This window comes from Streptomyces sp. NPDC001822 (genome assembly GCF_042892135.1).
Taxonomy (GTDB): domain Bacteria; phylum Actinomycetota; class Actinomycetes; order Streptomycetales; family Streptomycetaceae; genus Streptomyces.
Genome location: NZ_JBIATW010000001.1, coordinates 676153 through 702904, shown reverse-complemented (window position 1 = coordinate 702904; position 26752 = coordinate 676153). Strand labels below are relative to the sequence as shown.

21 protein-coding genes and 3 pseudogenes are annotated in these 26752 nt (G+C 69.1%); 14 read left to right on the top strand and 10 right to left on the bottom strand.

The window, feature by feature from the left end; translation table 11 throughout:
* Positions 1-40: 40 nt before the first annotated feature.
* The 4 genes from ACFYY2_RS03330 to ACFYY2_RS03315 all read right to left on the bottom strand — a co-directional run bounded on the left by ACFYY2_RS03330 (position 41) and on the right by ACFYY2_RS03315 (position 4863).
* Positions 41-976 carry an NADP-dependent oxidoreductase gene (locus tag ACFYY2_RS03330; protein WP_388736322.1) on the bottom strand — a complete coding sequence of 312 codons (936 nt, stop codon included), beginning with the start codon at positions 974-976 and terminating at the stop codon, positions 41-43.
* A gap of 60 nt (positions 977-1036) precedes the next feature.
* Entirely contained in the window at positions 1037-1828 is a 792-nt protein-coding gene (locus ACFYY2_RS03325) for an SDR family NAD(P)-dependent oxidoreductase (protein WP_388736320.1), read from the bottom strand.
* Between the two features lie 256 nt (positions 1829-2084).
* Complete coding sequence (locus tag ACFYY2_RS03320) at positions 2085-3419, bottom strand: ThuA domain-containing protein (protein ID WP_388736317.1); 1335 nt, start codon at positions 3417-3419, stop codon at positions 2085-2087.
* Between the two features lie 52 nt (positions 3420-3471).
* A complete protein-coding gene (locus ACFYY2_RS03315; protein ID WP_388736315.1) occupies positions 3472-4863 on the bottom strand; it encodes a ricin-type beta-trefoil lectin domain protein in 1392 nt (463 codons plus the stop codon).
* Positions 4864-5195: 332 nt separating this feature from the next.
* On the opposite strand from ACFYY2_RS03315, the gene ACFYY2_RS03310 reads away from it, so the two are divergent.
* The 3 genes from ACFYY2_RS03310 (at position 5196) to ACFYY2_RS03300 (ending at position 9340) form a co-directional block, all read left to right on the top strand.
* On the top strand, positions 5196-6872 hold the full coding sequence (locus tag ACFYY2_RS03310; RefSeq protein WP_388736312.1) for an FAD-dependent oxidoreductase: 1677 nt from the start codon (positions 5196-5198) through the stop codon (positions 6870-6872).
* On the top strand, positions 6869-8326 hold the full coding sequence (locus ACFYY2_RS03305; protein ID WP_388736309.1) for an ATP-binding protein: 1458 nt from the start codon (positions 6869-6871) through the stop codon (positions 8324-8326). Before ACFYY2_RS03310 ends, ACFYY2_RS03305 begins: the two co-directional genes overlap by 4 nt.
* A 108-nt stretch (positions 8327-8434) precedes the next feature.
* Entirely contained in the window at positions 8435-9340 is a 906-nt protein-coding gene (locus ACFYY2_RS03300; RefSeq protein ID WP_388736306.1) for an NAD-dependent protein deacetylase, read from the top strand.
* Between the two features lie 134 nt (positions 9341-9474).
* On the opposite strand, the gene ACFYY2_RS03295 is transcribed toward ACFYY2_RS03300, so the two are convergent.
* Positions 9475-10041 (bottom strand): GNAT family N-acetyltransferase, encoded by a 567-nt coding sequence (locus ACFYY2_RS03295; protein ID WP_388736303.1) that lies wholly within the window; start codon positions 10039-10041, stop codon positions 9475-9477.
* A 439-nt stretch (positions 10042-10480) separates the two neighbouring features.
* Here ACFYY2_RS03295 and ACFYY2_RS03290 point away from each other — a divergent pair, with 439 nt between their 5' ends.
* The 5 genes and pseudogenes from ACFYY2_RS03290 to ACFYY2_RS03270 all read left to right on the top strand — a co-directional run.
* Complete coding sequence (locus tag ACFYY2_RS03290) at positions 10481-11941, top strand: amino acid permease (RefSeq protein ID WP_388736301.1); 1461 nt, start codon at positions 10481-10483, stop codon at positions 11939-11941.
* A 259-nt stretch (positions 11942-12200) separates the two neighbouring features.
* Positions 12201-12323: a ribosomal protein bL36 gene (locus tag ACFYY2_RS03285; RefSeq protein ID WP_388736299.1), complete on the top strand. Its 123-nt coding sequence runs from the start codon at positions 12201-12203 to the stop codon at positions 12321-12323.
* Between the two features lie 175 nt (positions 12324-12498).
* Positions 12499-13218: a GNAT family N-acetyltransferase gene (locus ACFYY2_RS03280; RefSeq protein ID WP_388736296.1), complete on the top strand. Its 720-nt coding sequence runs from the start codon at positions 12499-12501 to the stop codon at positions 13216-13218.
* Between the two features lie 175 nt (positions 13219-13393).
* Entirely contained in the window at positions 13394-13861 is a 468-nt protein-coding gene (locus ACFYY2_RS03275) for a DUF1348 family protein (RefSeq protein WP_388736294.1), read from the top strand.
* Between the two features lie 47 nt (positions 13862-13908).
* A pseudogene (locus ACFYY2_RS03270) lies at positions 13909-14218 on the top strand (transposase); the annotation flags it as partial.
* On the opposite strand, the gene ACFYY2_RS03265 reads toward ACFYY2_RS03270, so the two are convergent.
* Positions 14168-14566, bottom strand: coding sequence for a hypothetical protein (locus ACFYY2_RS03265; protein WP_388736291.1), 399 nt, complete (start codon positions 14564-14566; stop codon positions 14168-14170). The pseudogene ACFYY2_RS03270 and the gene ACFYY2_RS03265 sit on opposite strands and share 51 nt — an antisense overlap.
* Positions 14567-14936: 370 nt before the next feature.
* Between ACFYY2_RS03265 and ACFYY2_RS03260 the strand changes: the two are divergent.
* Positions 14937-15077 (top strand): annotated as a pseudogene (locus tag ACFYY2_RS03260) (transposase); the annotation flags it as partial.
* A 55-nt stretch (positions 15078-15132) separates the two neighbouring features.
* A pseudogene (locus ACFYY2_RS03255) lies at positions 15133-15338 on the top strand (IS110 family transposase); the annotation flags it as partial.
* Here ACFYY2_RS03255 and ACFYY2_RS03250 read toward each other — a convergent pair.
* A complete protein-coding gene (locus ACFYY2_RS03250) occupies positions 15335-15757 on the bottom strand; it encodes a hypothetical protein (protein WP_388736289.1) in 423 nt (140 codons plus the stop codon). The pseudogene ACFYY2_RS03255 and the gene ACFYY2_RS03250 sit on opposite strands and share 4 nt — an antisense overlap.
* Positions 15758-16160: 403 nt before the next feature.
* Here ACFYY2_RS03250 and ACFYY2_RS03245 point away from each other — a divergent pair, with 403 nt between their 5' ends.
* Positions 16161-17510 carry an epoxide hydrolase family protein gene (locus tag ACFYY2_RS03245; protein ID WP_388736285.1) on the top strand — a complete coding sequence of 450 codons (1350 nt, stop codon included), beginning with the start codon at positions 16161-16163 and terminating at the stop codon, positions 17508-17510.
* 89 nt (positions 17511-17599) lie between these two features.
* On the opposite strand, the gene ACFYY2_RS03240 is transcribed toward ACFYY2_RS03245, so the two are convergent.
* The gene (locus tag ACFYY2_RS03240; RefSeq protein WP_388736283.1) at positions 17600-18586 is read right to left on the bottom strand and encodes a pyridoxal-phosphate dependent enzyme; all 987 of its coding nucleotides are present in this window, start codon (positions 18584-18586) and stop codon (positions 17600-17602) included.
* Positions 18587-18826: 240 nt separating this feature from the next.
* On the opposite strand from ACFYY2_RS03240, the gene ACFYY2_RS03235 reads away from it, so the two are divergent.
* The gene (locus ACFYY2_RS03235) at positions 18827-19555 is read left to right on the top strand and encodes a TetR/AcrR family transcriptional regulator (RefSeq protein WP_388736280.1); all 729 of its coding nucleotides are present in this window, start codon (positions 18827-18829) and stop codon (positions 19553-19555) included.
* A gap of 94 nt (positions 19556-19649) precedes the next feature.
* Here the strand turns inward: ACFYY2_RS03235 and secY are convergent, their stop codons facing one another.
* Positions 19650-20957, bottom strand: coding sequence for a preprotein translocase subunit SecY (gene secY, locus ACFYY2_RS03230; protein ID WP_388736277.1), 1308 nt, complete (start codon positions 20955-20957; stop codon positions 19650-19652).
* A 631-nt stretch (positions 20958-21588) separates the two neighbouring features.
* Complete coding sequence (locus ACFYY2_RS03225) at positions 21589-21984, bottom strand: TIGR02611 family protein (protein ID WP_388736275.1); 396 nt, start codon at positions 21982-21984, stop codon at positions 21589-21591.
* A gap of 1559 nt (positions 21985-23543) precedes the next feature.
* Here ACFYY2_RS03225 and ACFYY2_RS03220 point away from each other — a divergent pair.
* A complete protein-coding gene (locus ACFYY2_RS03220; protein WP_388736272.1) occupies positions 23544-25121 on the top strand; it encodes a class I adenylate-forming enzyme family protein in 1578 nt (525 codons plus the stop codon).
* Complete coding sequence (locus tag ACFYY2_RS03215; protein WP_388736269.1) at positions 25105-26664, top strand: flavin-containing monooxygenase; 1560 nt, start codon at positions 25105-25107, stop codon at positions 26662-26664. The genes ACFYY2_RS03220 and ACFYY2_RS03215 overlap by 17 nt, the downstream gene beginning before the upstream one ends.
* Positions 26665-26752: the final 88 nt, after the last annotated feature.

The window sequence follows — 26752 nt, the reverse complement described above, 5'->3', positions numbered from 1 at the left end:
ACGGCACGCGCCGTCCCGGCCTCGGCCCGGGCGAAGGCCCCTAGGGCCCGTTCTCACCACGGGCGACGCGGATGATCGTCTTCCCGTGAGCACGCCGCGCGCCCGGGGCGAAAACCCCGGGTGCCTCGGCCAGCGGGCACACCGTGCCCACCTCCGGCGTGAGGCGCCCGTCCCTCAGCCGCGCGACGAGGCCGGCGAGCGTGGCGCGGTCGGGTTCGACGACGAAGAACACCGCTCGCCCGTCCCGGGGCCGGACGTTCACGGGGTGAGCGATGGTGACCAGGGTGCCGCCTTCCCGTACGAGGGCGGCCGAGCGGTCGAGGATCTCTCCTCCGATCACGTCCAGGACCACATCGACGTCGCCGGCCTTCTCCAGCGCCTCCGTCTCCAGGTCCACGAAGACGTCGACCCCGATGGCCGCGGCCCGCTCGCGATCCGCGGACCGGCCGGTCCCGATGACCCGCGCTCCGGCCTCACGGGCGAGCTGTACGGCGAGGGATCCGACCCCACCGGCCGACCCGTGGATCAGGACCGTCCGGCCCGCGGAGAGGTGACCGTGGTCGAACAGCCCCTGCCAGGCGGTCAGTCCGGAGATGGGAAGGGCCGCAGCCGTCGTGTGGTCGACGTCGGCCGGCAGTGGGGCCAGATTGCGGGCCTCCACGGCGGCGTACTCGGCGAGGGATCCGTCCCGCGCCCAGTCCGCCATTCCGAACACGCGCTGACCGACGCTCAGGCCGGTGGTGCCGTAGCCCAGTTCCACGACGACACCGGACAGTTCGTGCCCCGGCACACTGGGTGTGCGGTCACGGCCCGACCGGTCCGTCCAGGTGGCCGGCCACGCAAGCTCTCCCGGGGTGAATCCGGCCGCGTGCACACGCACGATCACGTCGTTCTCCGCGGCATGCGGATAGGCGATCTCCGTCAGCGTCATTCCCGCCGTCCCGGCTTCGCGGTCCCTCACAGTGATGGCCTGCATGCCGTGTCCTTCATGGGGGTGTGGTGGCAGACGAACGGCCCCGGGGTGACGGCCAGGGGCTCACAGCGTCGGCACGTATCCGCCGTCGATGATGAAATCACTGCCCATGATGTTGCGAGCCCGGTCCCCGGCGAGGTAGACGACCAGGTCGGCCACCTCCGAAGGCCGGGAGAACCGTCCCGAGGCCGTGGACGAGGCCGCCTGCGCCTTCACGTCGTCCGCCGGCACTCCGGCCGCCTGGGAGACCGTGGCGGCCACTCCCCCGTCGCCCGTCCAGAGCTCGGTCTCGACCGGGCCGGGACTGACGCTGTTCACCCGGACCCCGCGGCCGCCGAACTCCTTCGACAACGCCTTCGACAGACTGGCCACGGCGGACTTGGACGCGCTGTAGTCCACGACCACGGACTCGGGCAGGCGGGCGTTGACCGAGGCGATGTTGATGATCGCGCCGCCTCCCGCGTCGAGCATGCCCGGAAGGACCGCGCGGGTGACGGACACGGCGGTCATCAGGTTGAGCTCGATGGTCTGCCGCCACTGGGCGTCGGTGACACTGAGGAATCCGTCCGGGCGCGCGGGGGCCGACCCCACGTTGTTGACCAGTACGTCGACGTGCCGGCCGTCGGCCGCGGCGACGGCCTGCTGTGCTCCGTCGGGTGCGGTCAGGTCCACCTGTACCCAGGTCACGGCGCCGCGGTCGACCAGGGCCCGCAGCTCGGGGGTGGCCGTCCGGGCCACGGCCAGGACATGGGCGCCGGCCTCTGCCAGCGCCGTGGTGACCGCGAGGCCGATCCCTTTACTGGCCCCGGTGACAAGCGCGTATCGGCCGTCGAGTTCTGGCTGCTGGTCGTTCATCCCTGCTCCAGACGGAAGAGGAGACGACAGGCGCCGGGCCGGCGCCTGGGGCCCCGGACGGGGGTCCGCTGTCCTGATCCCATTCTGCGGCGGGACCGCCTCGGGCGCGCTGTGACCGGCTCGTCCCGTCCGCCGGCACGCGAAGGGGTGCGGCGGGACGCCTCAGGGACACCCCTCCCGCACCGACGGCCGGGTACGCACCGGTGGTGTCCGGTGCGCACCCGGCCGTCCGGCCGGTCTCAGTGCCGCGAACGGCTCACGGCTTGGCTGCCAGAGCGAAGCTCTGTGCCGTGGAGCCGTCGCAGGGGCGCTGGGTCAGTTGCACCGAGTCGGTCGCCGCCGTGGAGGCCGTGAGGCACTGGCCGCTGTGCCTGGCCGAGAAGTGGTAGCCGCCCGAGGACTCCCGGACCGGCTGCCATTGCTGGTTGAGGCCGCCGGAGTACGACCACAGCTGCAGGGGCGCGCCCTGTGCGGTGGACCGGTCGGTGACGTCCACGGCCTGTTGCGGGTTGCCCCGCGCCGCGATGCGCACGTACCCGCCGTCGGTGGCCCTGAACTGGAACTGCTGGGCGACGGTGCCGTTGCACGCGTACTGCTGGACGGCCGTCCCGTTGGCCGTGCTCGCGGCCCTCGCATCGGCGCACTTGCCGTTGCCGCGGTTCTCCATCGCGTACCAGGTGGTCTCCGGGATGCCCTCGACGGGCGGCTCGGTGGTCCCGGCGCCCGCGAGCCACTTGAGCCCGTCCAGCAGGAACCGGTTCTGGGTGGCGCTGGCGAACGTGGACGACGTCGGGGTGTTCGTGTCGTAGTTCATGGCGTTGTGGCCGAAGTTGGCGTAGAGCATCTTGTACTGGCGGTTGGTCCAGAGGATGGGGTAGTAGCCGCTGTACCAGATCTCACCGGCGTTCGTCCCGAGGGGGAAGCTGCTGGGGTCGACCGAGGCGAGGATGTCGATGTCGGGGTTGTTGCGGAGGTCGTTGGACCAGCTGTACCACTCACTGACCGATGAGGTGAAGGTCTGCGGCAGGGCTGCCGTCGACGGGTGGGCCCGGTCCTCGACCCGCAGTACGGCGGTGGTCGGCCCCCAGGTGTTGGACTTGAAGTTGCCGCTGCCGAGGAACTGGTTGTAGTACCAGGGCCAGCTCTGGGCCTCGGTCGTGAAGGCCGACACGTGGAAGCCCAGCCAGCCGCCGCCGGCACGCATGTACCGTTCGAAACCCGAACGCTGCGCGGCGCTCTGCGGGCCGTCGTCGAGGAACATGACCACGTCGTAGGCGTCCACACCTCCGTTGGCGAGCAGGTTCCAGTCGGTGCTCGCGGTGTAGGTGAAGCCGTTCGAGGCGCCGGCCTGCGGGAACCAGGTGTTGGCCTCCTTGGCGAAGCTGATGTGGGCCTGGTCGTAGGTGCCGCTGTAGAGCCCCAGCACCTTGAACGGGGCTGCGGCGGCCTGGCGTTCGGCCGGACCGGCGGCGGACGGGGTGGCTGTGGACGGGGTGGCCGTCAGGGAGAGCAGTGCGGCCAGCAGGGTCAGAGCGGTCAGCAGCGGTCGCAGTAAGCGGTGTGGGGAGCGGCGCTCCGTCGTCGTGGTCACGAGGTCTCCTGCACGTCTGGTTTCGGGAGGGAGCGGGGATGCGGCGCGGGGGTCAGCCGCGGTACTGCGCCAGGACCCGGGTGAAGTCCCAGGGCTGCTGGCTCACCTCCGAGCAGGTGTCCGCCCCTCCACCGGTGCAGGGCCGGTCGCGGTTGACGGACCAGAACGTCAGTCGTGCGAGATGGTGCTGCTGCGCGTAGGCGAGGATGGTGCGGAAGTCGGCGACGGTGATGGTCTCGCCGACGTCGGTGACGCCGTTCATCGACGAGATGCCGGTGTGCCGGTAGGCCTGGTCGTCGCTGTATCCGTACGCGTTCTTCACCGCGGTCTTGAGGCCCTCGGCGGCGCGGGTGGTGAGGGTGCCCATGTTCTGGCCGTTGCCGCCGAAGTTGAACGGCATGATGGTCCAGCTGTCCACGGTGAGGCCGGCGGCGGCCGCCCGGTTGATAAGACTGGTGTCGGGCCCGTTCTGGCCGGTGCCGAAGGTGACGTATGTCTTGATGCCGGGGTTGTTGGCCTTGACCGTCTTGAGGGCGTCCACGGTGCGCTGCTGGACCGTGGGGCTGTCGTAGGCCGCGGCCTCGATGTCGATGTCGATGGCCTTGAGACCGTAGGCGTTGATGACCTTCTGGTAGGCCGCGGCCAGTTCACCGGCGCTGGAGCAGGAACTCTCCAGTTTGTTGCCGCTCCAGCCGCCGAAGGACGGGATGACGTCGCCGCCGTTGCCGCGCACGGTGTTCACGGTCTGCTGGTCGACGCCGCCGGTCAGCGGGCGGCTGCCGTCCCACTGCGGGTTGCAGTAGCCGTTGCTGAGGACGAAGGCGAGTGTGTACCACTTGACGCCGGTCGCGTTGGTGACCGTGGTCGGGCTCGGCGGGTTCCCCCACCCGTTGTACAGGTAGGGGGCGACGGCCATCGGCGCGTCGCCGTCGGGGGTCTCACCGCCGCCGGACGTGTTCCACTTCTGGTTGGCGGCGCCGGTACAGCTCCAGATCTGGAGCCGGGTGCCGTTCACCGAGGAACTGCCCGTGACGTCGACGCACTTGTTCGACTGCGGGTTGACGATGGTCCCCGCAGCGGTGACCGTCCACTTCTGGTTCGCTCCGCCCGTGCAGTCCCACAACTGGAGAGCGGCCCCGTTCGTGGTGGATCTGTCGACGATGTCCAGGCACTTTCCCAGCGCGCCGACACTGCCGTCCGAGCCGACCGTCCATTGCTGGGCACCGGTCGAGTTGCAGTCGTACAGCTGAACGGCCGCGCCGTTGGCGCTGCTTGCGCCGGCGACGTCCATGCATTTTCCGCCCAGGCCGGTGATCTGCCCGGCAGCCGCCGAAGCGGGGGTCACCGCGAGCGCACCCGCGGCCGTGGTGAGGACTCCGACGGTGAGGACGGTGCGCAGCAGTCGGGACCGCCGGATGCGATCGAGGTGGGGGGTTGTGGCCATAGGTGTCACGGCCTTTCGTACTCGGCGGGTCTGGGTGGGGGTGCGCCGTGCGTCGGCCCACACACATCCGCATTCATGTCCATGAACACGGGTCGCATGCATGAGGGGGGCTTTGGTCGGTGAACTTAAAGGTCTGAACCAGTGCCCGTCAAGATGTCGGGACGCATGAGAAGCCGCCCGCACACGGCGGGGCTCCCGCCGGGGCGATCGGGCCGGCTCGGGGGGCCTCCGCCGACTGAGCGCCTCGCCACGATCGCCCATACGATGGGCGGAGGCCGTAGCGGTAGCGGGGCCGCCCTGCCGTGGTTCCGGCCTCCCGACGTAGGGGACGTATGGCAGAGGCCGCAGACAGGAAGCGGACCGTCATCGTGACCGTGGATGACGATCCCGGGGTTTCCCGCGCCGTCGCACGTGACCTCAGACGCCGCTACGGCGCCACCTACCGCGTGGTCCGCGCGGAGTCGGGCGACTCGGCGCTCCAGGCACTGCGGGAGCTGAAACTGCGCGGCGATCTGGTCGCGGTCATCCTGGCCGACTACCGGATGCCGCAGATGAACGGCATCGAGTTCCTCGAACAGGCCCTGGACGTCTACCCCGAGGCCCGCCGGGTCCTGCTGACCGCATACGCGGACACCGGTGCGGCGATCGACGCGATCAACGTCGTCGACCTCGATCACTATCTGCTCAAGCCGTGGGACCCGCCGGAGGAGAAGCTCTACCCGGTCCTGGACGACCTGCTCCAGGCGTGGCGGGCCGGCCACCACCGGGCCCACCCGAGCACCAAGGTCGTCGGACACCGCTGGTCGGCGCGTTCCTCGGAGACCCGGGAGTTCCTGGCGCGCAATCAGGTGCCGTACCGCTGGTATTCCTCCGACGAGCCGGAGGGGCAGCGGCTGCTCTCCGCCGCCGGACAGGACGGGCTCCGGCTGCCCGTGGTGATCACCCCGGACGGTACGCCGCTGGTCGAGCCCGAGGCCGCCGAGCTCGCCGTCCACGTGGGGCTGGCGACCACGCCGACGGCGGACTTCTACGACCTGGTGGTGGTCGGCGGTGGTCCGGCCGGGCTGGGAGCGGCCGTGTACGGCGCCTCGGAAGGGCTGCGGACGGTGCTGGTGGAGCGGTCGGCGACCGGCGGGCAGGCGGGCCAGAGCTCCCGGATCGAGAACTACCTCGGCTTTCCGGACGGCGTCTCGGGCGGGCAGCTCACGGAGCGGGCCATGCGGCAGGCGGGGAGGTTCGGCGCCGAGGTCCTCACGACGCGGGAGGTGACCGGCCTGGAGGCCCACGGGTCGGCGCGGATCGTGCGCTTCTCGGACGGCTCGGAGATCGCCGCGCACAGCGTGATTCTGGCCACCGGCGTGTCCTACCGCCAGCTCCCCTCAGGGGGCGCGGACGAGCTGACGGGACGTGGGGTGTTCTACGGCTCGGCGCTGACGGAAGCGGCCTCCTGTCAGGGCCACGACGTGTACATCGTCGGAGGTGCCAACTCGGCGGGGCAGGCGGCCATGTATCTCTCGCGGACCGCCAAGTCGGTGACCCTGCTGGTGCGCGGGGAGTCGATCGCCGCGTCGATGTCGTACTACCTGATCCAACAGGTCGAGGAGACGCCCAACATCCGGGTGCGCTGCGGAACCGTCGTGGACACCGCACACGGTGACGGCCACCTGGAACATCTGACCCTGCGTGAGGTCGAGAGCGGTGAGACGGAACTCGTCGACGCGCAATGGCTGTTCGTCTTCATCGGTGCCGCCCCACTGACGGACTGGCTGGACGGCACGGTGCTCCGCGACAGAAGGGGGTTCATCCTGGCCGGGCCCGACATGACGCCCGACGGGCGGCCGCCGGCCGAATGGGATCTGGAGCGGCCGCCGTACCACCTGGAGACCAGCGTTCCCGGAGTGTTCGTGGCGGGCGACGCCCGCGCCGAGTCCGCGAAGCGCGTCGCGTCCGCCGTCGGAGAGGGGGCCATGGCCGTGATGCTCGTACACCGCTACCTGGAGCAGTCATGAGTGGTACGCCGCTGACCTGCAATCCCGACGAGATCGCGAAGCTGTTCCTCTTCGAGAAACTCCGCCCCGACCAGGTGGGACGCCTGTGCGCCGAGGGCGGCGTGGAGCTGTTCCAGCCCGGCCCCGTCTACGCCGAGGGAGAAGCCGCCACCTGCTTCTACGTCATGCTCGACGGCACGGTCGTGCTCTCCCGCAGGGTCGGCGGGGACGACGTCGAGGTCACTCGCACCTCACAGCCGGGTGTCTACGCCGGAGCCATGCAGGCGTACGTCGGCGATCGCGTTCCGCAGATCTACAACAACTCCATGCGGGTCACCGAGCCGTCGCGCTTCTTCGTCCTGCCCTCGGAGACCTTCGCGAACGTCATGCGCGAGTGGTTCCCGATGGCCGTACACCTGCTGGAAGGGCTCTTCTTCGGCTCCAAGAGCACACAGCGGGCCATCGGACAGCGGGAACGGCTGCTGGCGCTCGGCTCGTTGTCCGCGGGACTCACGCACGAGCTCAACAACCCGGCGGCCGCCGCCGTCCGTGCGACCTCGGCGCTGCGGGAGCGAGTGGCGAAAATGCGCCGCAAGCTCGGGGTCATCGCCGAGGGCTCGTTCTCACCCGACACCCTCGCCGGTCTGATCGACATCCAGGAACGCACAGCCGAGCGGATCGCCAAAGCACCCTCGCTGAGCGCGATGGAGGCAGCCGACCGCGAAGACACCCTGGCGGACTGGCTCGACGAGCACGGCATCGAGCAGAGCTGGCAGATCGCACCGACCTTCGTGCAGGCGGGCCTGGACACCGAATGGCTGGATCAGATCGCGCTCACCGTGGACGAGGACATCCTCCCGGGGGCTGTCGGATGGCTCAACTACACCGTCGAGACAGAGCTGTTGATGAACGAGATCGCGGACTCCACAGCTCGCGTCTCCCACCTCGTCGACGCGGCCAAGCAGTACGCCCAGCTCGACCGGGCGCCCTACCGCACCGTCGACGTCCACGAACTCCTCGACAGCACACTGGTGATGCTCTCGGCGAAGATCGGCTCGCACATCTCGGTCGTCAAGGACTACGACCGTACGGTGCCCGACATTCCGGCCTATCCGGCGGAGCTCAACCAGGTGTGGACCAATCTGATCGACAACGCGGTCGCCGCCATGCACGACGCGGACGGGCCGGGGACGCTGACCGTCCGGACCGCACTCCAGCACGACCGGCTGCTGGTGGAGTTCCGCGACACGGGAACCGGTATCCCGGAGGAGATCCGCGGACGCGTCTTCGATCCCTTCTTCACCACCAAGCCGGTGGGCGAGGGCACAGGGCTCGGCCTCGACATCTCCTGGCGGATCGTGGTGGACAAACACCACGGCGCACTCCAGGTGGAGTCCGAGCCGGGCGACACGCGTTTCCAGGTGCTGCTGCCGCTCACAGCGGAGGACACCGAGGCGGACGAAGAAGTGCCCTGACCCACACGCACCCCGCGTCCGGCGCCAGCACTCGGGGGAGGCGGGTGGGCGGAGACCGAGGGCAGGCACGCCTGCGGCGACGGAGGCCCGTTCCGTACCCTGGAGGACATGCGCATGCGCCCCACCCTGAGCTGGACCCCCACGGAAACCCTGTCGCCGGGCACCACCGACCTGCGTCCGGTCGAGGAATCGCTGCGCGCCGGCGGTGTCCTGATCCTCAGCGGAGCCGGGATCTCCACCGAGTCGGGCATCCCCGACTACCGGGGCGAGGGCGGAAGCCTGAGCCGGCACACCCCGATGACGTACCAGGACTTCACCGCCGGTGCTCAGGCCCGGCGCCGTTACTGGGCTCGGAGCCATCTCGGCTGGCGCACGTTCGGCAGCGCCCGCCCCAACGCGGGTCACCGGGCCGTCGCCGCGTTCGAGCAGCGGGGTCTGCTCTCCGGTGTGATCACCCAGAACGTCGACGGTCTGCACCAGGCAGGCGGCGCCGAGTCGGTCGTGGAACTCCACGGAAGCCTTGATCGCGTCGTGTGCCTCTCCTGCGGCGACCTCAGCCCCCGCCGTGAACTCGCGCGGCGGCTGGAGGAGGCCAACGCGGGCTTCGCACCGGTGGCCGCGGGGATCAACCCCGACGGCGACGCCGACCTGACCGACGAACAGGTCGGCGACTTCCACGTGGTGCCGTGCACGGTCTGCGGCGGGGTCCTCAAGCCGGACGTGGTGTTCTTCGGCGAGGCTGTGCCCCCGCAGCGGGTCGAGCACTGCCGCGAACTGGTCCGCGCGGCATCCTCGCTCCTGGTCCTGGGGTCCTCGCTCACGGTGATGTCAGGGCTCCGCTTCGTCCGCCAGGCGGCCGAGGACGGAAAACCGGTGCTGATCATCAACCGCGACCCGACCCGGGGCGACCGGCACGCCCTCACCCGCGTCGCACTCTCGCTGGGACCGGCGCTGGCCGCCGTGGCCGACCGGCTGGGCATTCCCGCCGCCCAGGGGACAGCCGAGTCCGCCTGACACGCGGCGGCTCCGGGACAGGACGGTGGGGGCGGCTCAGCCGCGGCCCCGGTGGCGGGGCGGTTACCGCCGGGATCGCGTAGCACCGTGGAAACAGGGGCGACCGGCCGGGTCACCCGGAGCGGTGACGACGGTCAGCGCACCGAGGGGCGCCGGCACCTGGCCCAGTGCTCGGCCGCGGTCATCCCGAGCAGCACGACGTCGTGGTACTCACCCGCGAAGTACTCGTGCTGCCTGAGCCGCCCTTCCTCGACGAAGTCCAGCCCTCGATAGAGGGCGAGCGACGCCTCGTTGAAGGCGTACACCTCCACTTCACACTTGTTGTGGCGCTGCTCCGCGAACATGTAGGTGAGGACCAGCTCGGTGGCCTCCCTCGCGTAGCCCTTCCTGCGGTGGTCGCGGGCGATCTCGATGCCCGTCCTGAACCGTCCCGCACGGCTGTCGGTCTCCCCGACCGTCACGGCGCCCGCGAAGGCCCGGTCCCCCAGCGTCTCGACGACGAGACAGTACGATCCGGCGTGCGGCGTCCGCCCCGCGCGCTCGGCGGTCCAGGACCGGAAGCTCTCCTCGGAGCGGGGAGGCGTGATCATGTCCGCGTTCCGCACGTCGACGGCGTCCCGGGCCAGGTCCCGGAAGCCTCGCCAGTCGTCGGGCTCCACGCCCCGCAGACGAATCCGCTCGCCTGCCCATATCTCGTTCACGCCGTCTACCTCTTCGCTCGATCGCGGGCGCCGCGGGCGCCGCACATCGGCCCCGCTCGGCGGGAGCGGACGCGCGGGCGCGGACCCCGTGAGCGGCACGCGGAGTGGGACAGCGACCCTCCGGGTCGTGCCGACGGACAGGATGCCGTCCCTCGTGTCCGACGGCAACACGATTGAACGCAGCCGTCGCACCGAGAATCCGCAGGGTGCCACAGGACCACGCCCGGGGAGCCCGAGGGGCGCCCGGCGTCCCACTCCCCCTTCACATTCCCTACTGCTCCGGAAGCTCTGAAACACCTCGGATTCGTTTTCGTCCGGCAGGGCACACTGCCAGAATCACAGGGTTCCTGATCATGCGCCTTCGAGCCATCGCCGGACGCCTCCCCACGGGGCCCGGCCGGGACCGACCATCTTCCCCTCACAAAGGCGACCCCCCTCCATGAGTGACGGCAGCATCTCAGCAGCCGATCAGCGCGCCGCCGACGCACCGGCGCAGCGTTCCCCCCACGTGGACGCCGGCGACGCCGGATACAGCAAGGACCTCAAGTCCCGCCACATCAACATGATCGCCATCGGTGGCGCGATCGGCACCGGGCTCTTCCTGGGCGCGGGCGGCCGCCTCGCCGACGCGGGCCCTTCACTCGCCATCGCCTACGCCGTGTGCGGCGTCTTCGCGTTCTTCGTCGTACGCGCCCTGGGCGAGCTCATCCTCTACCGGCCGTCGTCCGGAGCCTTCGTCTCCTACGCCCGTGAGTTCATGGGCGAGAAGGGCGCGTTCGCGGCCGGGTGGCTGTACTTCCTCAACTGGTCGACCACCGCGATCGCGGACATCACCGCGGCCGCGACCTACGCCCACTTCTGGGGCGTCTTCAGCGACGTCCCCCAGTGGATCCTGGCGTTGACCGCCCTCGCAGTGGTCCTCACGGCGAACCTCATCTCGGTCAAGTACTTCGGCGAGATGGAGTTCTGGTTCGCGATCGTCAAGGTCGCGGCCCTGGTCGCCTTCATGCTGATCGGCATCTTCCTCGTCGTCACCCAGCACCCGGTGGACGGCCACACGCCCGGCCTGTCGACCGTGTCGGACAGCGGCGTCTTCCCCGTCGGCACACTCCCCATGCTCCTCGTGATCCAGGGCGTCGTCTTCGCCTACGCCTCCGTGGAGCTGTGCGGCGTCGCCGCCGGCGAGACCGAGAACCCCGAGAAGATCATGCCGGGTGCGATCAACTCCATCATGTGGCGGGTCGGACTGTTCTACGTCGGCTCGGTGGTGCTCCTCGCGCTGCTGCTGCCGTACACCGCCTATTCCGCGGACCAGAGCCCGTTCGTCACGGTCATGGACAAGCTCGGCGTACCGGGCGCCGCCGGCGTGATGAACCTCGTCGTCCTGACCGCCGCGCTGTCCAGCCTGAACTCCGGCCTCTACTCGACCGGCCGCATCCTGCGCTCCATGGCCCTGTCGGGATCGGCACCGCGTTTCACCGGTCTGATGAACAGGGGGCAGGTGCCGTACGGGGGCATTCTGCTGACGGCGGGCTTCGGCGTCCTGGGCGTCGGGCTGAACTACGTGGTGCCGGGCCAGGCGTTCGAGATCGTGCTGAATCTCGCATCGGTCGGCATCCTCGGGACCTGGGGCATGATCATGCTCTGCTCTCTGGTGTTCTGGCACCGCTCGCAGGACGGCCGGGTCACGAGGCCCGCCTACCGCCTGCCCTGGGCGCCCTACACCCAGATCGTCACGCTCCTCTTCCTCGCCGGGGTGGCGTTCCTGATGTGGTGGGGCGGCGGGGTGGGCCGGACGACCGTCATGTTCCTGCCTCTCATCGCGGCGGCGCTCGTCGGCGGATGGTTCCTGGTCCGCAGGCGGGTGCACGAGATGACGCAGGCGCGGCAGGACGCCTGACGCGTTCCCCGGGGGGGGCGGCAAGGGCCCTGACACCGATCGGAGCGGCGGCGCCTGCCCTCGCGCGGGCGTCCGCCGCTCCGGTCGTCAGCCGGTGCGTCACGGCACCCGTACGATCCGCCGGCGTATACCGCCTCTCCGTCTCCTCCGGCCGGCTGTTCGCCGCGACCCGGGAATGTTCCGGCCGGTCAGCCCGTTGGACAGGTCGACATTGTCATGGACCTCTCACCCATGGTGTCGGTCCGGGAAGGAGACGGCGATGAAGGTGCGTAAATCCCTGCGCTCACTGAAGTCACAGCCCGGAGCACAGGTGGTACGCCGCCGCGGCGTGACCTTCGTCCTCAACAAGAGGACACCCCGGTACAAGGCGCGCCAAGGCTGAGGCAGGCGTGAAGGCCCCGCCCTGGCGGGGTCTCTCGCTTTCACCCTCACCCTGAACCTCACCGTCACCGAGCGCAGCCGGACGACGGCGGTCGGGCGGGGTCGGGCCGGGGTGGCGATTCCCACGGATCGGTACGGTCGTACCGTTGCGGGGCCACGTCACGTACGGAGAGACCATGCCTGAGCACCTGAACGAATTCGGTCAGCCCATCGGTGAGCCCATGCCCGGTTGGACACCCCGTCCGCTGCCCCCGGGCGGCAGGCTGTCCGGGCGCTACTGCCGACTGGAGGCGCTGGATCCCGCCCGGCACGCCCAGGACGTGTTCGCCGCACTGTGCTCGGCGCAGGACGACCGCGACTGGACGTACATGGCGGTCGGCCCCTTCCCCTCGGCGGCGGAGTTCGAAGCCTGGGTGCGCGAAGCCGCGTCCGGGACGGACCCCCGGCACTACGCCGTCATCGACCGGCGGTCCGGCCGCGCCGTGGGAACTCTCTCGCTGATGCGGCAGGACCCCGCGAACGGGGTCATCGAGGTGGGCAACGTGATGTTCTCGCCGCTGCTGAAGCGCACCACGGTCGCCACGGAGGCCCAGTTCCTCCTCATGGCCCACGCCTTCGACGATCTCGGCTACCGGCGCTACGAGTGGAAGTGCGACAGTCGCAACGCTCCCTCGCGCAGAGCCGCGGAGCGCCTCGGATTCGGCTACGAGGGCACCTTCCGTCAGGCGGTCGTGTACAAGGGGCGCAGCCGCGACACGGCATGGTTCTCGATCATCAGCAGCGAATGGCCCGCGCTCAGGCAGGCATTCGACTCATGGCTCGAACCCGCCAACTTCGACGACGCCGGCCGCCAGCGCCGGTCCCTGGCCGACGTGCGCGCGGGGATCGCGGCCTGACGTCGGCCAAGGGCTCGGCGCCGTGGCTTGCACGGCGTCGCCGCCGGGGCGGGGTTCGACGTCTGGCGACTCCGCGGGCGCCGCTCTACCGTTCAACCGTGAGCACGGACGCCCGTCAGTGACGGCGGGCCCGTCCGGACCCGCAGCGAGAGCCGTCCGCACCCGAGGAGCAGCAGTGACCGAACCCCCTCCCCTCCCTCCCTTCACGCGGGAGTCCGCGACGAAGAAGGTCCGCCTGGCCGAGGACGGCTGGAACAGCAGGGATCCCCACAAGGTGTCCAAGGTGTACTCCGAGGACTCGCGCTGGCGGAATCGGGACGAGTGGATCACCGGGCGTGCGGAGATCGTCGGGTTCCTGACCCGAAAGTGGTCCAGGGAGCTGGACTATCGGTTGATCAAGGAACTCTGGGCCTTCGACGGCAACCGGATCGCGGTGCGGTTCGCGTACGAATGCCACGACGCCGAAGGGAACTGGTGGCGCTCCTTCGGCAACGAGAACTGGGAGTTCGATGAAGCCGGGCTGATGACCGTGCGGCACGCATGCATCAACGACGTCCCGATCCCGGAGGCGGAGCGCGCCTTTCGCTGGCCGCTCGGACGCCGGCCCGACGATCACCCGGGCTTGAGCGACTTCGGCTTCTGAGAGCCGTCCGAAGCGGGGCGGCAAGGCATCCGGTGAGTTGAGTTCGGACCCGCAACTCGGGCTCATCGGTCCGCGGCAAACAGCCCTCCCGGAGAGGAAACAAGCAGCTCAAACGGGCCTTCTTCCTCTCCGCGTTCGCCGCCCTGTCCGACCCGGCATCGCGGGCCTACTACGACAAGAAGATCAGCCAGGGCACACCACACCCAGGCCCTGCTCTGCCTCGCCCGACGCAGGGCCGACGTCCTCTTCACGAGGCTCCCCGACGGAACCTTCTACCAACCACAGCCAGCCACTGCTATCAGTCGTTCATCGAGTCGGCATGCCGCCATGAGGACTGTTCACGACCATGGCCAGTGACCCAGCGACAAGGTAGTAGTGATCCGGGAAGTACTCGATGTGCTGGTGCCCGCCGTCGTCCATCTCCGCAATCGACTGAACTTCGTCAGCGAGAGCCGTCAAGCCCCGCCGGTCACCCTCGATGAGTAGAGCGCCGCGCTCCGAATCAACTCGGATACGGACACCCGGGCCGCTGGCGCTCACCACCTCGACGGAAGCCAGTTCAGTGCCCCCGAAGCTCGGCTCAGCCGAGGTGGTGGTTTCCGTGCCGCCCTTCCCCGCGGCGAGGGCGAGGGCCAGGACGACGAGTTCCGCCGCACCGCCCGAGACGTCCACCCCATCCTCATCGGGAAAGAACAGAACCCTCATCCGCACAACCCCTTCGGTTCCACAACGCCGACTCAACGATCAAGGCCGTTGCCCCTGGTCAATCAGGCTTTCCCCAGCTCAAGAGCAGCCGTCACGGACGTTACCCACCGCTTGACGAAACCCAAAGACCCCCCGTTACCTATTTCGTTGCTCCGCAACGGGGCCTCCGACCTTCGGGTCCGGTATGACTTCACCCTCTTGTTGTTCATGATCCGGGGGGTGGTGTCACCGGGTCCGGAGGCATCGACGGACCGCTGATGAGGGGCTTGAGCACCGGCTTCACCCGGGCCGGAAGAGCTCTCCGTAACGTGGATGTGGCAGCTCGGTGCCGAGGCAAGGCCGGACGAAAGCGTGATGGAGGGGCCTGCACGTGATCGACACTGGAAACATCGACGTCTTCCTCGGCCTGGACATCGGCAAGGGCGAACACCACGCCACCGCCGTCACCCCGGCTGGAAGGAAGGCGTTCGACAAACGCCTGCCCAACACCGAGCCCAGGCTCCGCGAACCGTTCGCCAAGCTGAAGGCCAAGCACGGAACGGTGCTTGTCGTGGTCGATCAGCACGAAACGGGCCTTCTTCCTCTCCGCGTTCGCCGCCCTGTCCGACCCGGCATCGCGGGCCTACAACGACAAGAAGATCAGCCAGGGCAAACACCACACCCAGGCCCTGCTCTGCCTCGCACGGCGACGAGCAGACGTCCTCTTCGCGATGCTCCGGACGGAACCTTCCACGAACCGCAGCCTGTTCGGACGACCGCTCCGCAGACCTAGACCATGGTCAGGAGGTGATCCGTGGGGCTGTAGTCGATCTTCCAGTCGGCATAGACCCCCATGGCGCCGTCCTTCTGGCACCGCAGGCCAACGGTCACCCAGCGGACCGACCCGTCGCCGGCGAGCGAGAACGCGACCGCAGTCTCGAACTCCTCGCTTCCGCACGGGCATCCGGCCTCGCCAGGATCCGCGTGCTCCCAGAACTCCTCGCTATCCGCGATGAACGCGTGGCCGCCGCAACCAGTGCATACCCGTTCGACTCCGCCATCGGCATCGTCAACGAGCACGAAGAACACGCGCCCGCCGCACCCGCCGCAGACCGAAGGAACAATCTTCACCGGACGGCCGTCGTCAGCGTTCCGGAGAAACACCGCGAGGTCCGCAGAGACACCCTCGCCAACCTGATCATCAGCATGCACAGGCACATCGTTCCAGACGCCCGGACCGGCACCCATCCACCTTGACCAAAGAGATAGGGGCACCCCCGACCGGCGGACCACATGGCGAACATACTTGCTTCGTCAAGCATGCATCTGATTGACTTTCCGTCAGACAGGTCGACACATCGGCCGGTTCGGGGTGGGCCCCAATGACCCACTCGCAACCACTTCCACCAGTCACCTACTTGACCGGTGACGAATTCATCGCCATGATCGTCACCATGCGAACAGGTGACGCCCGCGAGGTTTCCGCGCGGCCACCCGCAGCGGCGGGTGAGGGAGGGAGAGACACGGGCGATCGCTCAGGTCCGCGCCCCCATTCCCCCCACGCCGCGCCCCGTCCGACACGAGCCATGCTCGCGGTCGAGAAATGGAGTTCACGATGAGTACCGCCGAAAACACCGGTCAGCAGCACGCCACCGGCCGTCGCAGGTTCCTCGGCCTGGCCGCAGGCGCCGTCGCCGCCACCCAGCTCGGCATGCCCGGCCAGGCTCAGGCGGCAGAGGCTGTCGCGGCATCGCCCGGAACCAGCGCGTTCGACCCGGCGAAGCCGATCGCCGGGGTACGGCCCTTCCGCATCAAGATCCCGCAGCGGGACGTCAACGAGCTCCGCCGCCGTGTGAAGGCGACGCGCTGGCCCGACCAGGAGACGGTCGGCGACAGGTCCCAGGGTGCGCAGTTGGCGAAACTCCGGCCGCTCGTCGAGTACTGGGGAACCGGATACAACTGGCGCAACGTCGAGACGAAGCTCAACTCGCTGCCGCAGTACATCACCGAACTCGACGGCCTGGACATCCAGTTCGCCCACATCCGTTCGCCGCACGCGGACGCGATGCCACTGCTGATGACCCACGGCTGGCCGGGTTCGATCATCGAGCTGCTCAAGGTCATCGGGCCTCTCACCAACCCGACCGCCCACGGCGGCCGCGCCGAGGACGCGTTCCACCTCGTCCTCCCGACGCTGCCCGGATACGGCTTCTCGGGCAAGCCGACCGCGGCGGGCTGGAACCCTGCCAGGGTCGCCAAGGCCTTCCACGCGCTCATGCGTCGTCTGGGCTACCGGCAGTACGTCTCCCAGGGCGGTGACTGGGGCGCCATCATCTCGGAACTGCTGGCGACGCAGCGTCCGGACGGACTCCTCGGCATCCACATCAACATGCCCGGCACCGTACCGCCGGACGTGCTGCGTCACCTGCGCAACTCCGACCCGGCCCCCGCAGGCCTGTCCTCCCGCGAGAAGGCGGCGTACGACCGGCTGCTGCACTTCTACCGGGACGGCTTCGGCTATGCGGCCATGATGAACCAGAGCCCTCAGACGATCGGTTACGCACTGGCCGACTCACCGGTGGCGATGGCCGCGTACTACTACGACAAGTTCGCCGAGTGGACCGATTCCGACGGAAGTCCGGAGAAGGTGCTCACCTACGACGAGATGCTCGATGCCATCTCTCTCTACTGGTTCACCCGGACCGGGACCTCCTCCTCCCGGCTGTACTGGGAGGGCGCCCAGGCCGGGGGCGGTCCCTTCGACGCGTTCGACATCCCGTCCCTCCCCGTCGCCGTCACCGTGTTCCCGGGTGAGATCTACCGCGCGCCCCGGAGCTGGGGTGAGCGCGCGTTCGGCAACCTCGTCCACTGGAACGAGGTCGACAAGGGCGGCCACTTCGCGGCCTGGGAGCAGCCGCAGTTGCTGTCCCAGGAGATCCGCCAGGCCTTCAGGTCCCTGCGCTGACCGATGTCCGTCCGGGGCGGTCCGTGTGACGCCCCGGACGACGGGACCGGCGGAACGTCAGGTCTCCCCGGGCGTCGCTCCGCCGCCTTCTACGCCGACGGTGTCAGCGCGGCTTCCAGCGTGGCGATCGTCACCGGGTGGCCGAAGAGACCGGCCATCCCGCCCGAGTGCAGGAAGACCGTGCGCTGTCCCGGCACGACGACGCCTTCCTCGACGGCCGCGAAGAGGCCGGCCATCGCCCGCCCGGTGTAGACCGGATCCAGCACGATGCCCTCGGTGCGGGCCGTCAGGGTGAGGGCGGCACGGGCTGCTCGCGTCAGCGAGCCGTACCCCTCGCCCACCTGATCGAGACGAATCCGCAGGGACGCGGCCGGGCAGTCCCGTCCCAGGAGGCCGGTCGCCAGTTCGGCGACCGTGCCGGCCGGGTCCGCGACGGCGCCGCAGTGGACTCCCATCACACGCGTCTCCCCGAGCGCGGCGACGAGGCCGGCCATGGTGCCGCCGGACCCGGCGGCCACGACGACGGTCGACACGTCCGGTGCCTGCACGAGGAGTTCGCGTCCGCACTCCTCGTATCCGCGCGCACCGGACACACTTGATCCGCCGAACGGGATCAGGGCGGGCACGGCGCCCCGCAGACGCAACTCCGCGGCCACGTCCTCTGCCGCGGTGGACAGTTCACGGTCGCCGACGTCCCCGGCCCATACGACGGTGGCGCCGAAGAGGCCGTCGAGCGCCAGGTTGCCGGACGACGAGGACCCTGGTGTTCCCGCGAGCACGAGCACCACATCCAGTCCCAGCCGTGCTCCGGCGGCAGCGGTGAGGCGTGCGTGGTTGCTCTGCGGCGCACCGGTGGTGACCAGGACCGTCGCGCCTGCGGCACGTGCCTCGCCGCAGGTCCACTCGAGCTTTCGGACCTTGTTCCCGCCGCCACCGAGGCCTGTGAGGTCGTCCCGCTTGATCCAGAGGTCGTCGGCCCCCAGGCCGAGGGCGCGGCCCAGTCGCGGCATGGGTTCCAGGGGGGTCGGCCAGGTCCCGAGGAGGACCCGCTCGGCGGGGTGGCTTTCGGAGGTCATCGCGGCCCTTCCTTCCAACGCTTCTGCGGACGGCACCGGATCATCCTGCCAGCCGCGGACCGGGTGATGATCGTCGGGCATGACCTCGCGGTCGGACGCGGAGCTCGCGGGCGGTCGCGGAGCACGTACCCGGCGCCCGTACGGTGACAGGTTCCCGGCTCGGGCCTGACAGCTCGTCCCGCGGACCGTGGGGACGCATTGAGTGAACGCCCGTTCACTCAATGCTGTTACCATTGACACATGGTGACAGCCGCAGGACAGCAGTCGCGCGAGGGGGTGCGGGACCGGGTCATTCGAGCGGCCGCGGCCCTCCTCTCGAGAGAGGGCCCGGAAGCTGTCTCCACCCGGGCCGTCGCCGCCGCTGCCGGAATCCAACCGCCGACGATCTTCCGGTTGTTCGGCGACAAGGACGGCCTGATGGAAGCGGTGGCTGCCTTCGGCCTGGGCAAGTACCTCCCCGCCAAGAAGCTGCTCGAGGCCACGGATGATCCACTCGCCGACCTCACCCGGGCATGGGATCTGCACGTCGAGTTCGGCCTCTGTCAACCGGTCTTCTACGCCCTGGCCTTCGGCCAGTCACGGCCCGGGCACGTGACCGCCGCCGGCCGCGAGGCGGTTGCGGGCCTCCAGCAGATCATGCAGCGCGCGGCGGACGCCGGCCTCATCCGCATGAGCGTGGAACGCGCCACCGCGCTGATGCATGCCAACGGCACGGGCGTCGTCTTCATGATGCTCGGAACGCCACCGGAGGAGCGGGACCCCGGGCTCTCCGCAGCCGCCCGCGACAACGTCCTGGCCGCCGTCACAGGCGGTGTCCGCCACGCGGAACGACCCGCCGGCGGCGTCGGCCATCGCGCGACGGCCCTGCGGGAGGCCCTGCGGGACTCCGGTGCATCGGCACTCAGCGACGGTGAGCGGATCCTGCTGACCGAGTGGCTCAACCGCCTGGCGGACGCGGACACGGACTGATCGTCCGCAGGCCCGCCCCCTCCCCCGGCCGACCGGCCTCAGGTCAGCCCTTCTCCGGCGGGACGAACCCTGCGGCGGGCACCACGGGGCCCCTTCAGCGGAGGAAGCCCTCGTAGCTCTGCTGCTCGATCTGGCTGTTGATCTGCTTCACCGTCTCCAGGCCCACGCTCACGATGATCAGGATGCTCGTGCCCGTGAGCTGGTTGGCGCTGCCGTAACTCGCGAACACCACGGTCGGCACGAGTGCGATCAGGCCCAGGTAGAGGGAGCCGGGCCACGTCAGGCGGTTGAGCACATAGCGCAGGTAGTCGGCGGTGGGCCGGCCGGCACGGATGCCGGGGATGAAACCGCCGGCCTGCTTGATGTTGTCCGCGACCTCGTCCGGGTTGAAGGTGATCGCCACGTAGAAGAACGCGAAGAACACGGTCAGCAGGAAGTACGCCGCCACGTAGTACGGATGGTCGCCCTTGACCAGGTTCTGCGTGATCCACACCGCCCACGGAGCGGTCGGGTCGGCGAACTGGGCGATCAGCGCCGGTACGTAGAGGATGGACGAGGCGAAGATGACCGGCACCACACCCGCCTGGTTGATCTTGAGCGGAATGTAGGTCGCCGTCCCCCCGTACGACTTGCGCCCGATCACGCGCTTCGCGTACTGGACAGGGACCCGTCGCTGCGCCTGTTCGACGAAGACGACCAGCGCCACCATCACGAACCCCACGAGGATCACGCTGAAGAAGCTGAGCCACCCGTCGGCGATCTTGCCCTCCTGCTTCACCGCCCACAGAGCGCCCGGGAGCGTGGACGCGATGGAGATGAAGATGAGCATCGACATGCCGTTGCCGATTCCGCGGTCGGTGATCAGCTCACCCATCCACATCACGCACGCCGTACCCGCGGTGACCGTCAGGACCATCACGGCGGTGGTCAGGACCGAGTCGTTGGGGACGATGTCCGAGGCGACGGAACAGTTGGGGAAGAGGGAGCCACTGCGCGCCGTCGCGACCAGGCCCGTCCCCTGCAGTACGGCCAGCGCGACGGTCAGGTACCGCGTGTACTGAGTGATCTTCGCCTGCCCCGACGCGCCCTCCTTCTTCAGCGCGTCGAGCCTCGGGATCACCACGGTCAGCAGCTGAAGGATGATGCTCGCCGTGATGTAGGGCAGGATGCCGAGCGCGAACACGGTGATCTGGAGCAGGGCACCGCCGCTGAACAGATTCACCAGGCCCAGCAGGCCTCCGCTGTCCGAGGCGGAGTCAACGCACGTCTGGACGTTCTTGTAGCTCACACCGGGGATCGGAACGTGCGATCCCAACCGGTAGATGATGATCAGGCCGAGCGTGAACAGCAGTTTCTTTCGCAGATCAGGGCTCTTGAACACCCGAGCGAACGCGCTTAGCAAGGTTCCTCCTTCGCCCCCGCGCCGGCGCGTCAGAGGTCACTTCTCACATGAGGGCAGTGGCACCGGACCCGCGTACGGCGTCCGGTGTCCACTTCCCTCCCGGTGCTCACGACCAGCGCGCGGGTTGAGAGCCGCGTGCGTGCCGTGGAGGACCGTCGTTCTGTTCTTGTATGCGCGACGCGGAGCGCCGCGAGCATGGAAGGGCATCTGCCGTGAATCGGGTGGGACCTCGCGCAGGTCTTTCGCAGCCGGCCGCCCGCAGGGTCACGGGCTTCCCGTTTCAGCAGGGCCGAGGTTCAGCCTCGGGCGCCTATCAGCCCACCCGCCGCCGCCACGGACGGCAGCGGCCTGGGGCTGTCGGCTCCGACGGCAACCCGGCCCGCGTCGCGCACCAGCAAGGTATCGAGCACCGTGTGTACCCACCTTCCCGGCACTTGCAGGACAGCTGCGACAGACAGGCACCATATTCGAGTGACCGGCCACGATGAGCAACCCGACAAGCCGCAAGGCACCCCCACCGGCCGTAAGCGGACGTTCTCCGTGTCCGCGCGGGGCAGCCGATCGAAGGCCGGACGAACCCGCCTGTCGGCGCGGCAGCCCTCGGCCCGGTTCGCGGTCGTCGGGACAACCCTCAGAGCATGAAGACACCGAACCTCCAGACATAGGCGCCCACCGCTCCGGCCGCAAGTACGAGACCGATCGCCGCGAGGACCGTGTTGCGGCGGCGCACCCTGGGGTCGAGTGCCCGGCGAGTCACCTCGGCGACCTTCCGCCTGGTCCAGCGCAGCACGAACTGCGCCCAGGTGAACTCGGTCGCCCAGACAGCCATGCCGGCGAAGATCACCAGCCAGCCGGGCCCGGGCAACGGCAGCAGGACGATGCCGGTCCCGACGACCGCCGCACCGACGACGAAGACGCCGGCCTTCCACAGGAGGAGGAGAAGCGGGGTACGCCTGACCACGCCCGGTGCCCGGGAGCCGGGATGAAGATCCCGTCTCCTCGGAGCCGCCGCGGAGGTCCGACTCATGGCACCCTCACCTCAGCTCCCGAACCCCCCTGAGGGGGCCGCCTCGCCCATCTGGGCCATGCGCTGTCCAGCGCGGCGTCGGATCGAACCGGACGACCTTCTCCGGCCGCCCACAAGTCACCCTACTGTTGACGCGAACCCGTGAAAACAATAATGAGATATCGGCGTTATGACGCTGCTCACTCCACGCCTTTCGATCAACACGCCCACTCGGTGCGTGTGACACCCGCCACATATGCTTCCGATGGTGAACCATCAGCACGTACCCGGTCGCAATCACTGGTAAGTGCTGTCGATTTCCAGCACCACGGGATCCTGTTACAGTGCACTTAATCAGACGTCGGCCCAACCGTCGGCAACTGACGAGTACGCGCAATCGTCCGCCTCAAAGGGCTGCCGATTCCATGACTCACACAGGCCTCCCTCGTCGCGAGGCCCGCTTTGCCGCGCCGCCCCACCCATGGCGGCGACGGCCAAAAGCGCCGGAGGACTTCTCGCTCCGCGCAGGATCATGCGCGAGTGAGGCACGAAAGCGGCCATCCTCATGCCGTCGGCCGACACGGATCGCTCGGCCCGCAGTCGATGCACCGGGGCACAACCACAGAGACTCCCCTGATGAAGTCATGGCATCAGGGGACTGGGCGGGAGTTCGTGGGGACGGAACCCGCCCACGCCAGGCGCCCGGGGCCACCAAAAACTGGCCCCGGGCGCCCCTTGCGTGATCGCCCCGGCGTATCGGCCGATCACCCCGCCGCACGGGTGTCACCGGTGGCGCAGCGTGTTCGCCTTGCCGCGAGAGCAGTGGGCGACTCAGCCGGTTTCTGAGGATGCCGATTCACTACGAGCATTTCACTGCGGGCATTCCGCTCGTTCGCGCCCATCCTCAGGGACAGCTCGCAAATAATCCAAGGTGAAATCCGGCTGAGCAGCCATCGCGCCGCAACGCGACATCGTCGCAGCGGAAATCCAACTCCAGGGATATCCCATTCACCGATACGTCCGAATGGGGCCGCAGGCCGGACGAGCGCCGCTTCCTCTTTTTTCACCGTGATGCATGAACGGGCCGACAAGGTGTTCACCGCGTCGGCCCCCGGCACCGAAACCACACCTGCGGGCACACCCTGCCGGAATTGCCTTCACGCGTCTCCCGACCCGTGGACAGCGCAGACTCCGCTACGGCGCGGTCACGCGGCGCCCTCGCCCGACGTCACCGACAGGCGCGGTGGGAGCCGGCACCTGATGCGCGACGAATGGGTCCGGATGTCACCAATCGCTCGTACTCACCCTAACGCATCCAATTGCCCAGTCAAGCACATTGCCCCGTCAACCGCTGCCCCTGCCTGAGGTGCCGGGGGTGCCCGGCGGCCCACACACCTTCTCGACCGGCTGTCTGACGGTGCGTTGTACGATCTTCAAAGACACATGTGCCGCCTCCGGTCGTCGCTGCCCGATGTGCGCAGACACGTGTGGGCGGTTTCCCGGCACGCACGAGGCCGACGTGTCCGAACACGGCAACGGCCCCGCCCCTTCCTCCTTCCGACGCACGCCAAGGAGCTGTGATGCGCGCGAAAACACTTGCTCGCAGATTCATCGAGATCGGTGCCGAGCACGGCGGGCGAGAGGCAGTGGTGGACGGGCCCGTCCGTCTGCACCACGGCGAGGTGCTGCGACGGGCCACCGCCGTCGCGGTCCGGTTGAGGCACCTGGGGGTCGGGCCCGGCGATCGGGTTGCGATTCTCCTGCCGAACTGCTGGGAGTACGCCGTCACTTACATCGCGGTGCAGCTGACCGGCGCGATCGCCGTCCTGGTGAACACCCGGCTCGCCGGCCCCGAGCTCACCCATGTCTTCACTGACAGCGGCGCCACGGTGATCGTCACGGACGCCGCGGAAGGAGGGCTGGGCGCGCGCGTCCCGGGGGAATTCGCCGAGCAAGTCGTCCCGGTGGAGCGGCTGCTGGCCGCACCCGACGCGGAAGCTCCGGACGTGGACCCGCGCACACTGCCCGGCTGCGAGCGGGCCGCTTGCGACGTGGCACACCTGCTTTACACCTCGGGCACCACGGGCCGGTCGAAGGGTGCGATGCACACGCACGCGAACCTGCTGTTCAACGCGCGCACCGTGCGCGAGCGCCTCGGGGCGGGGCCGGACGAACGGACGCTCATCGCGGCCCCGATGTTCCACGCGACCGGCGTGGTGTCGCAGTTCATCGGCTTCCTCACGGCAGGCGGCTGCTGTGTGTTCACCCCGGAGTTCAGGGCGGAGACCGTGGTGGAGCTGATGGTGCGTGAGCGCATCACCTTCTTCGCCGGCGTCGCGGCGATGCTGCGTCTGATTCTGCTCAGGACCGAGGGGCTGTCCCCCGATCTGTCCAGCCTGCGCCTCTTCGTCATGGGCGGCTCCCCCGTCCCCGAGGACTTCCCCGGCCGGGTCGCGAAGCGTCTGCCCGCTCTGACCCTCGGCAACGTCTGGGGGCTGACGGAGGGCACCTCGATCGTCACCTACACGGAGGGCGACGAGTACTCCGCCCACTCCGGCACGGTCGGCCGCCCGGTGGCGGGACTCGAGGTCGCGATCGCGACCGGCGGCGAGCCGCCGCGCGACCTGCGCGACACCGTGGGCGAGTTGTGTGTGCGCGGGCCGGTGGTGAGTGCGGGCTACTGGAACAACGCCGATGCCACAGCGACGACGTTCGTGGACGGCTGGCTGCACACGGGGGATGTCGGCAGCGTCGACGGCGACGGGTTCGTGCACGTGCTCGACCGTCTCAAGGACATGATCATCAGGGGCGGGGAGAACGTCTACAGTCTCGAGGTCGAGAACGCACTGAGCACTCATCCCGACGTCGCGGACGTCGCTGTCGTGGGTGTCGGTGACCCGGTCCTCGACGAGCGGGTGTGCGCGGTCGTCGTGCCCCGCGCCGATCGCTCCCCCGGTCCGGATTCGCTGCGTGCGCATGCCGCCGCCTTCCTGGCCGACTTCAAGGTCCCGACCGATTTCGTCTTCGTGACGGAGCTGCCGCGCAACGCGTCCGGCAAGGTGCTCAAACGCACGCTGGGGGAGCTCGCCGCCACCGCCACCGGTGCCGCGGCTCCGACGCGCGCCGCTGCCGAGGTGACAGATGCCCTCGCACGCTGACCCGCGTCCGGCCGAGTCGGCGTCGTCCGCAGTCGCAGTCGCAGTCGTGGACGTGGACGTGGACGTCGTGATCGTGGGTGCCGGATTCAGCGGGCTCGGGATCGCCGCCATGCTCGACAGGGCCGGCTTCAGGTCGTTCGTGATTCTCGAGGCAGCCGACGACCTCGGAGGAGCGTGGCGCGACAACACCTATCCCGGGTGCGGTTGCGACATCCCGTCCCCCCTGTACTCGTACTCGTTCGACCAGAAGTCCGACTGGAGCAGACTCTTCGCCGGACAGCCGGAGATCCTGGGCTATCTGCACGACGTCGCACACCGCCGGCGGCTCGTCCGCCGAGCGCGCTTCGGCCGGCGGGTCGACAGCGCCCGGTGGATCGAGGCGGATGCCCGGTGGGAGGTGGTGACGTCCAACGGCGAGACCTACCGGGCGAAATTCCTCGTGTCGGCGGTCGGACCACTGCATCACCCCGTCCACCCGGAGCTGGCCGGCATCGAGACCTTCGACGGGGTCGCCTTCCACTCCGCGGCATGGCGACACGATGTGGATCTGAACGGCAAGCGGGTCGTGGTCATCGGCTCCGGCGCCAGTGCCATCCAGTTCGTCCCCGCGATCGTCGACCGGGTCGCCGCGCTCACCGTCTATCAGCGCACACCGCCCTGGATCGTGCCCAAGGCGGACCGTCCGTTCGACGCGCGCCACCGGGTGTTCGCCCGATGGTTCCCGCCCTACCGCTGGTGGGTGCGCGAGCGCCTGTTCCGGGTCCATGAGGAGCGTGCCGCCGGATTCGTCAGTGACCCTCAAGGCATGGCGAAGACGGAGGCACTGGCCCGCAGGCTGATCGAGAAGCAGGTTCCGGACCCCGGCCTGCGCAGCGCCGTCACCCCGGACTACGCGGTCGGCTGCAAGCGTCTCCTCGTCTCCAGCGACTGGTACCCCGCGCTCGCCAGGCCCCACGTCCAGGTGCGGCGCGGCGGGGTCAGCGAAGTGCGGCCAGGTGTCGTGGTCGGTGACGACGGGGTCCAGGTCCCGGCCGACGTCCTTGTCTACGGAACCGGATTCGACTCCCAGAACACGGTCCGGATCGACATCACGGGCCGGAACGGCGTGACGCTCGCCGAAGCGTGGGAGGAGGGTAATCAGGCCTACCTCGGGACCACCGTCGCCGGATTCCCCAACATGTTCCTGATGGTCGGGCCGAACACCGGACTCGGGCACAACTCGCAGATCTTCATGATCGAGGCACAGGCCCGTCACGTCGTCGCCCTCCTGCGGCGGATGCGCCGCCGCCGCAAGGACTCGCTCGAGGTGCGTCCGGAGGTCCAGAAGGCCTTCAACGACTGGATGGGCGAGCGCATGGCCCGCACCGTCTGGCAGTCCGGGGGGTGCCGCAGTTGGTACCAGGACCCGCGATCGGGCCGTAACACCGTCCTGTGGCCGGGCACCGCGCTGGCCTTCCGACGCCGCACCCGGCGCATCAGGATGACGGACTATCAGGTGGATCGGGTGGGGCGCGGTGATGCACGGGGCGGCGGGCGTTCGTGACACCCACGCCGGTGCAGCCGGAACGTACAGCCCGCGGACGTCACCGATGACCGCGGGTCGGCCACGAGGGAATGAGTGACGCCTGTGC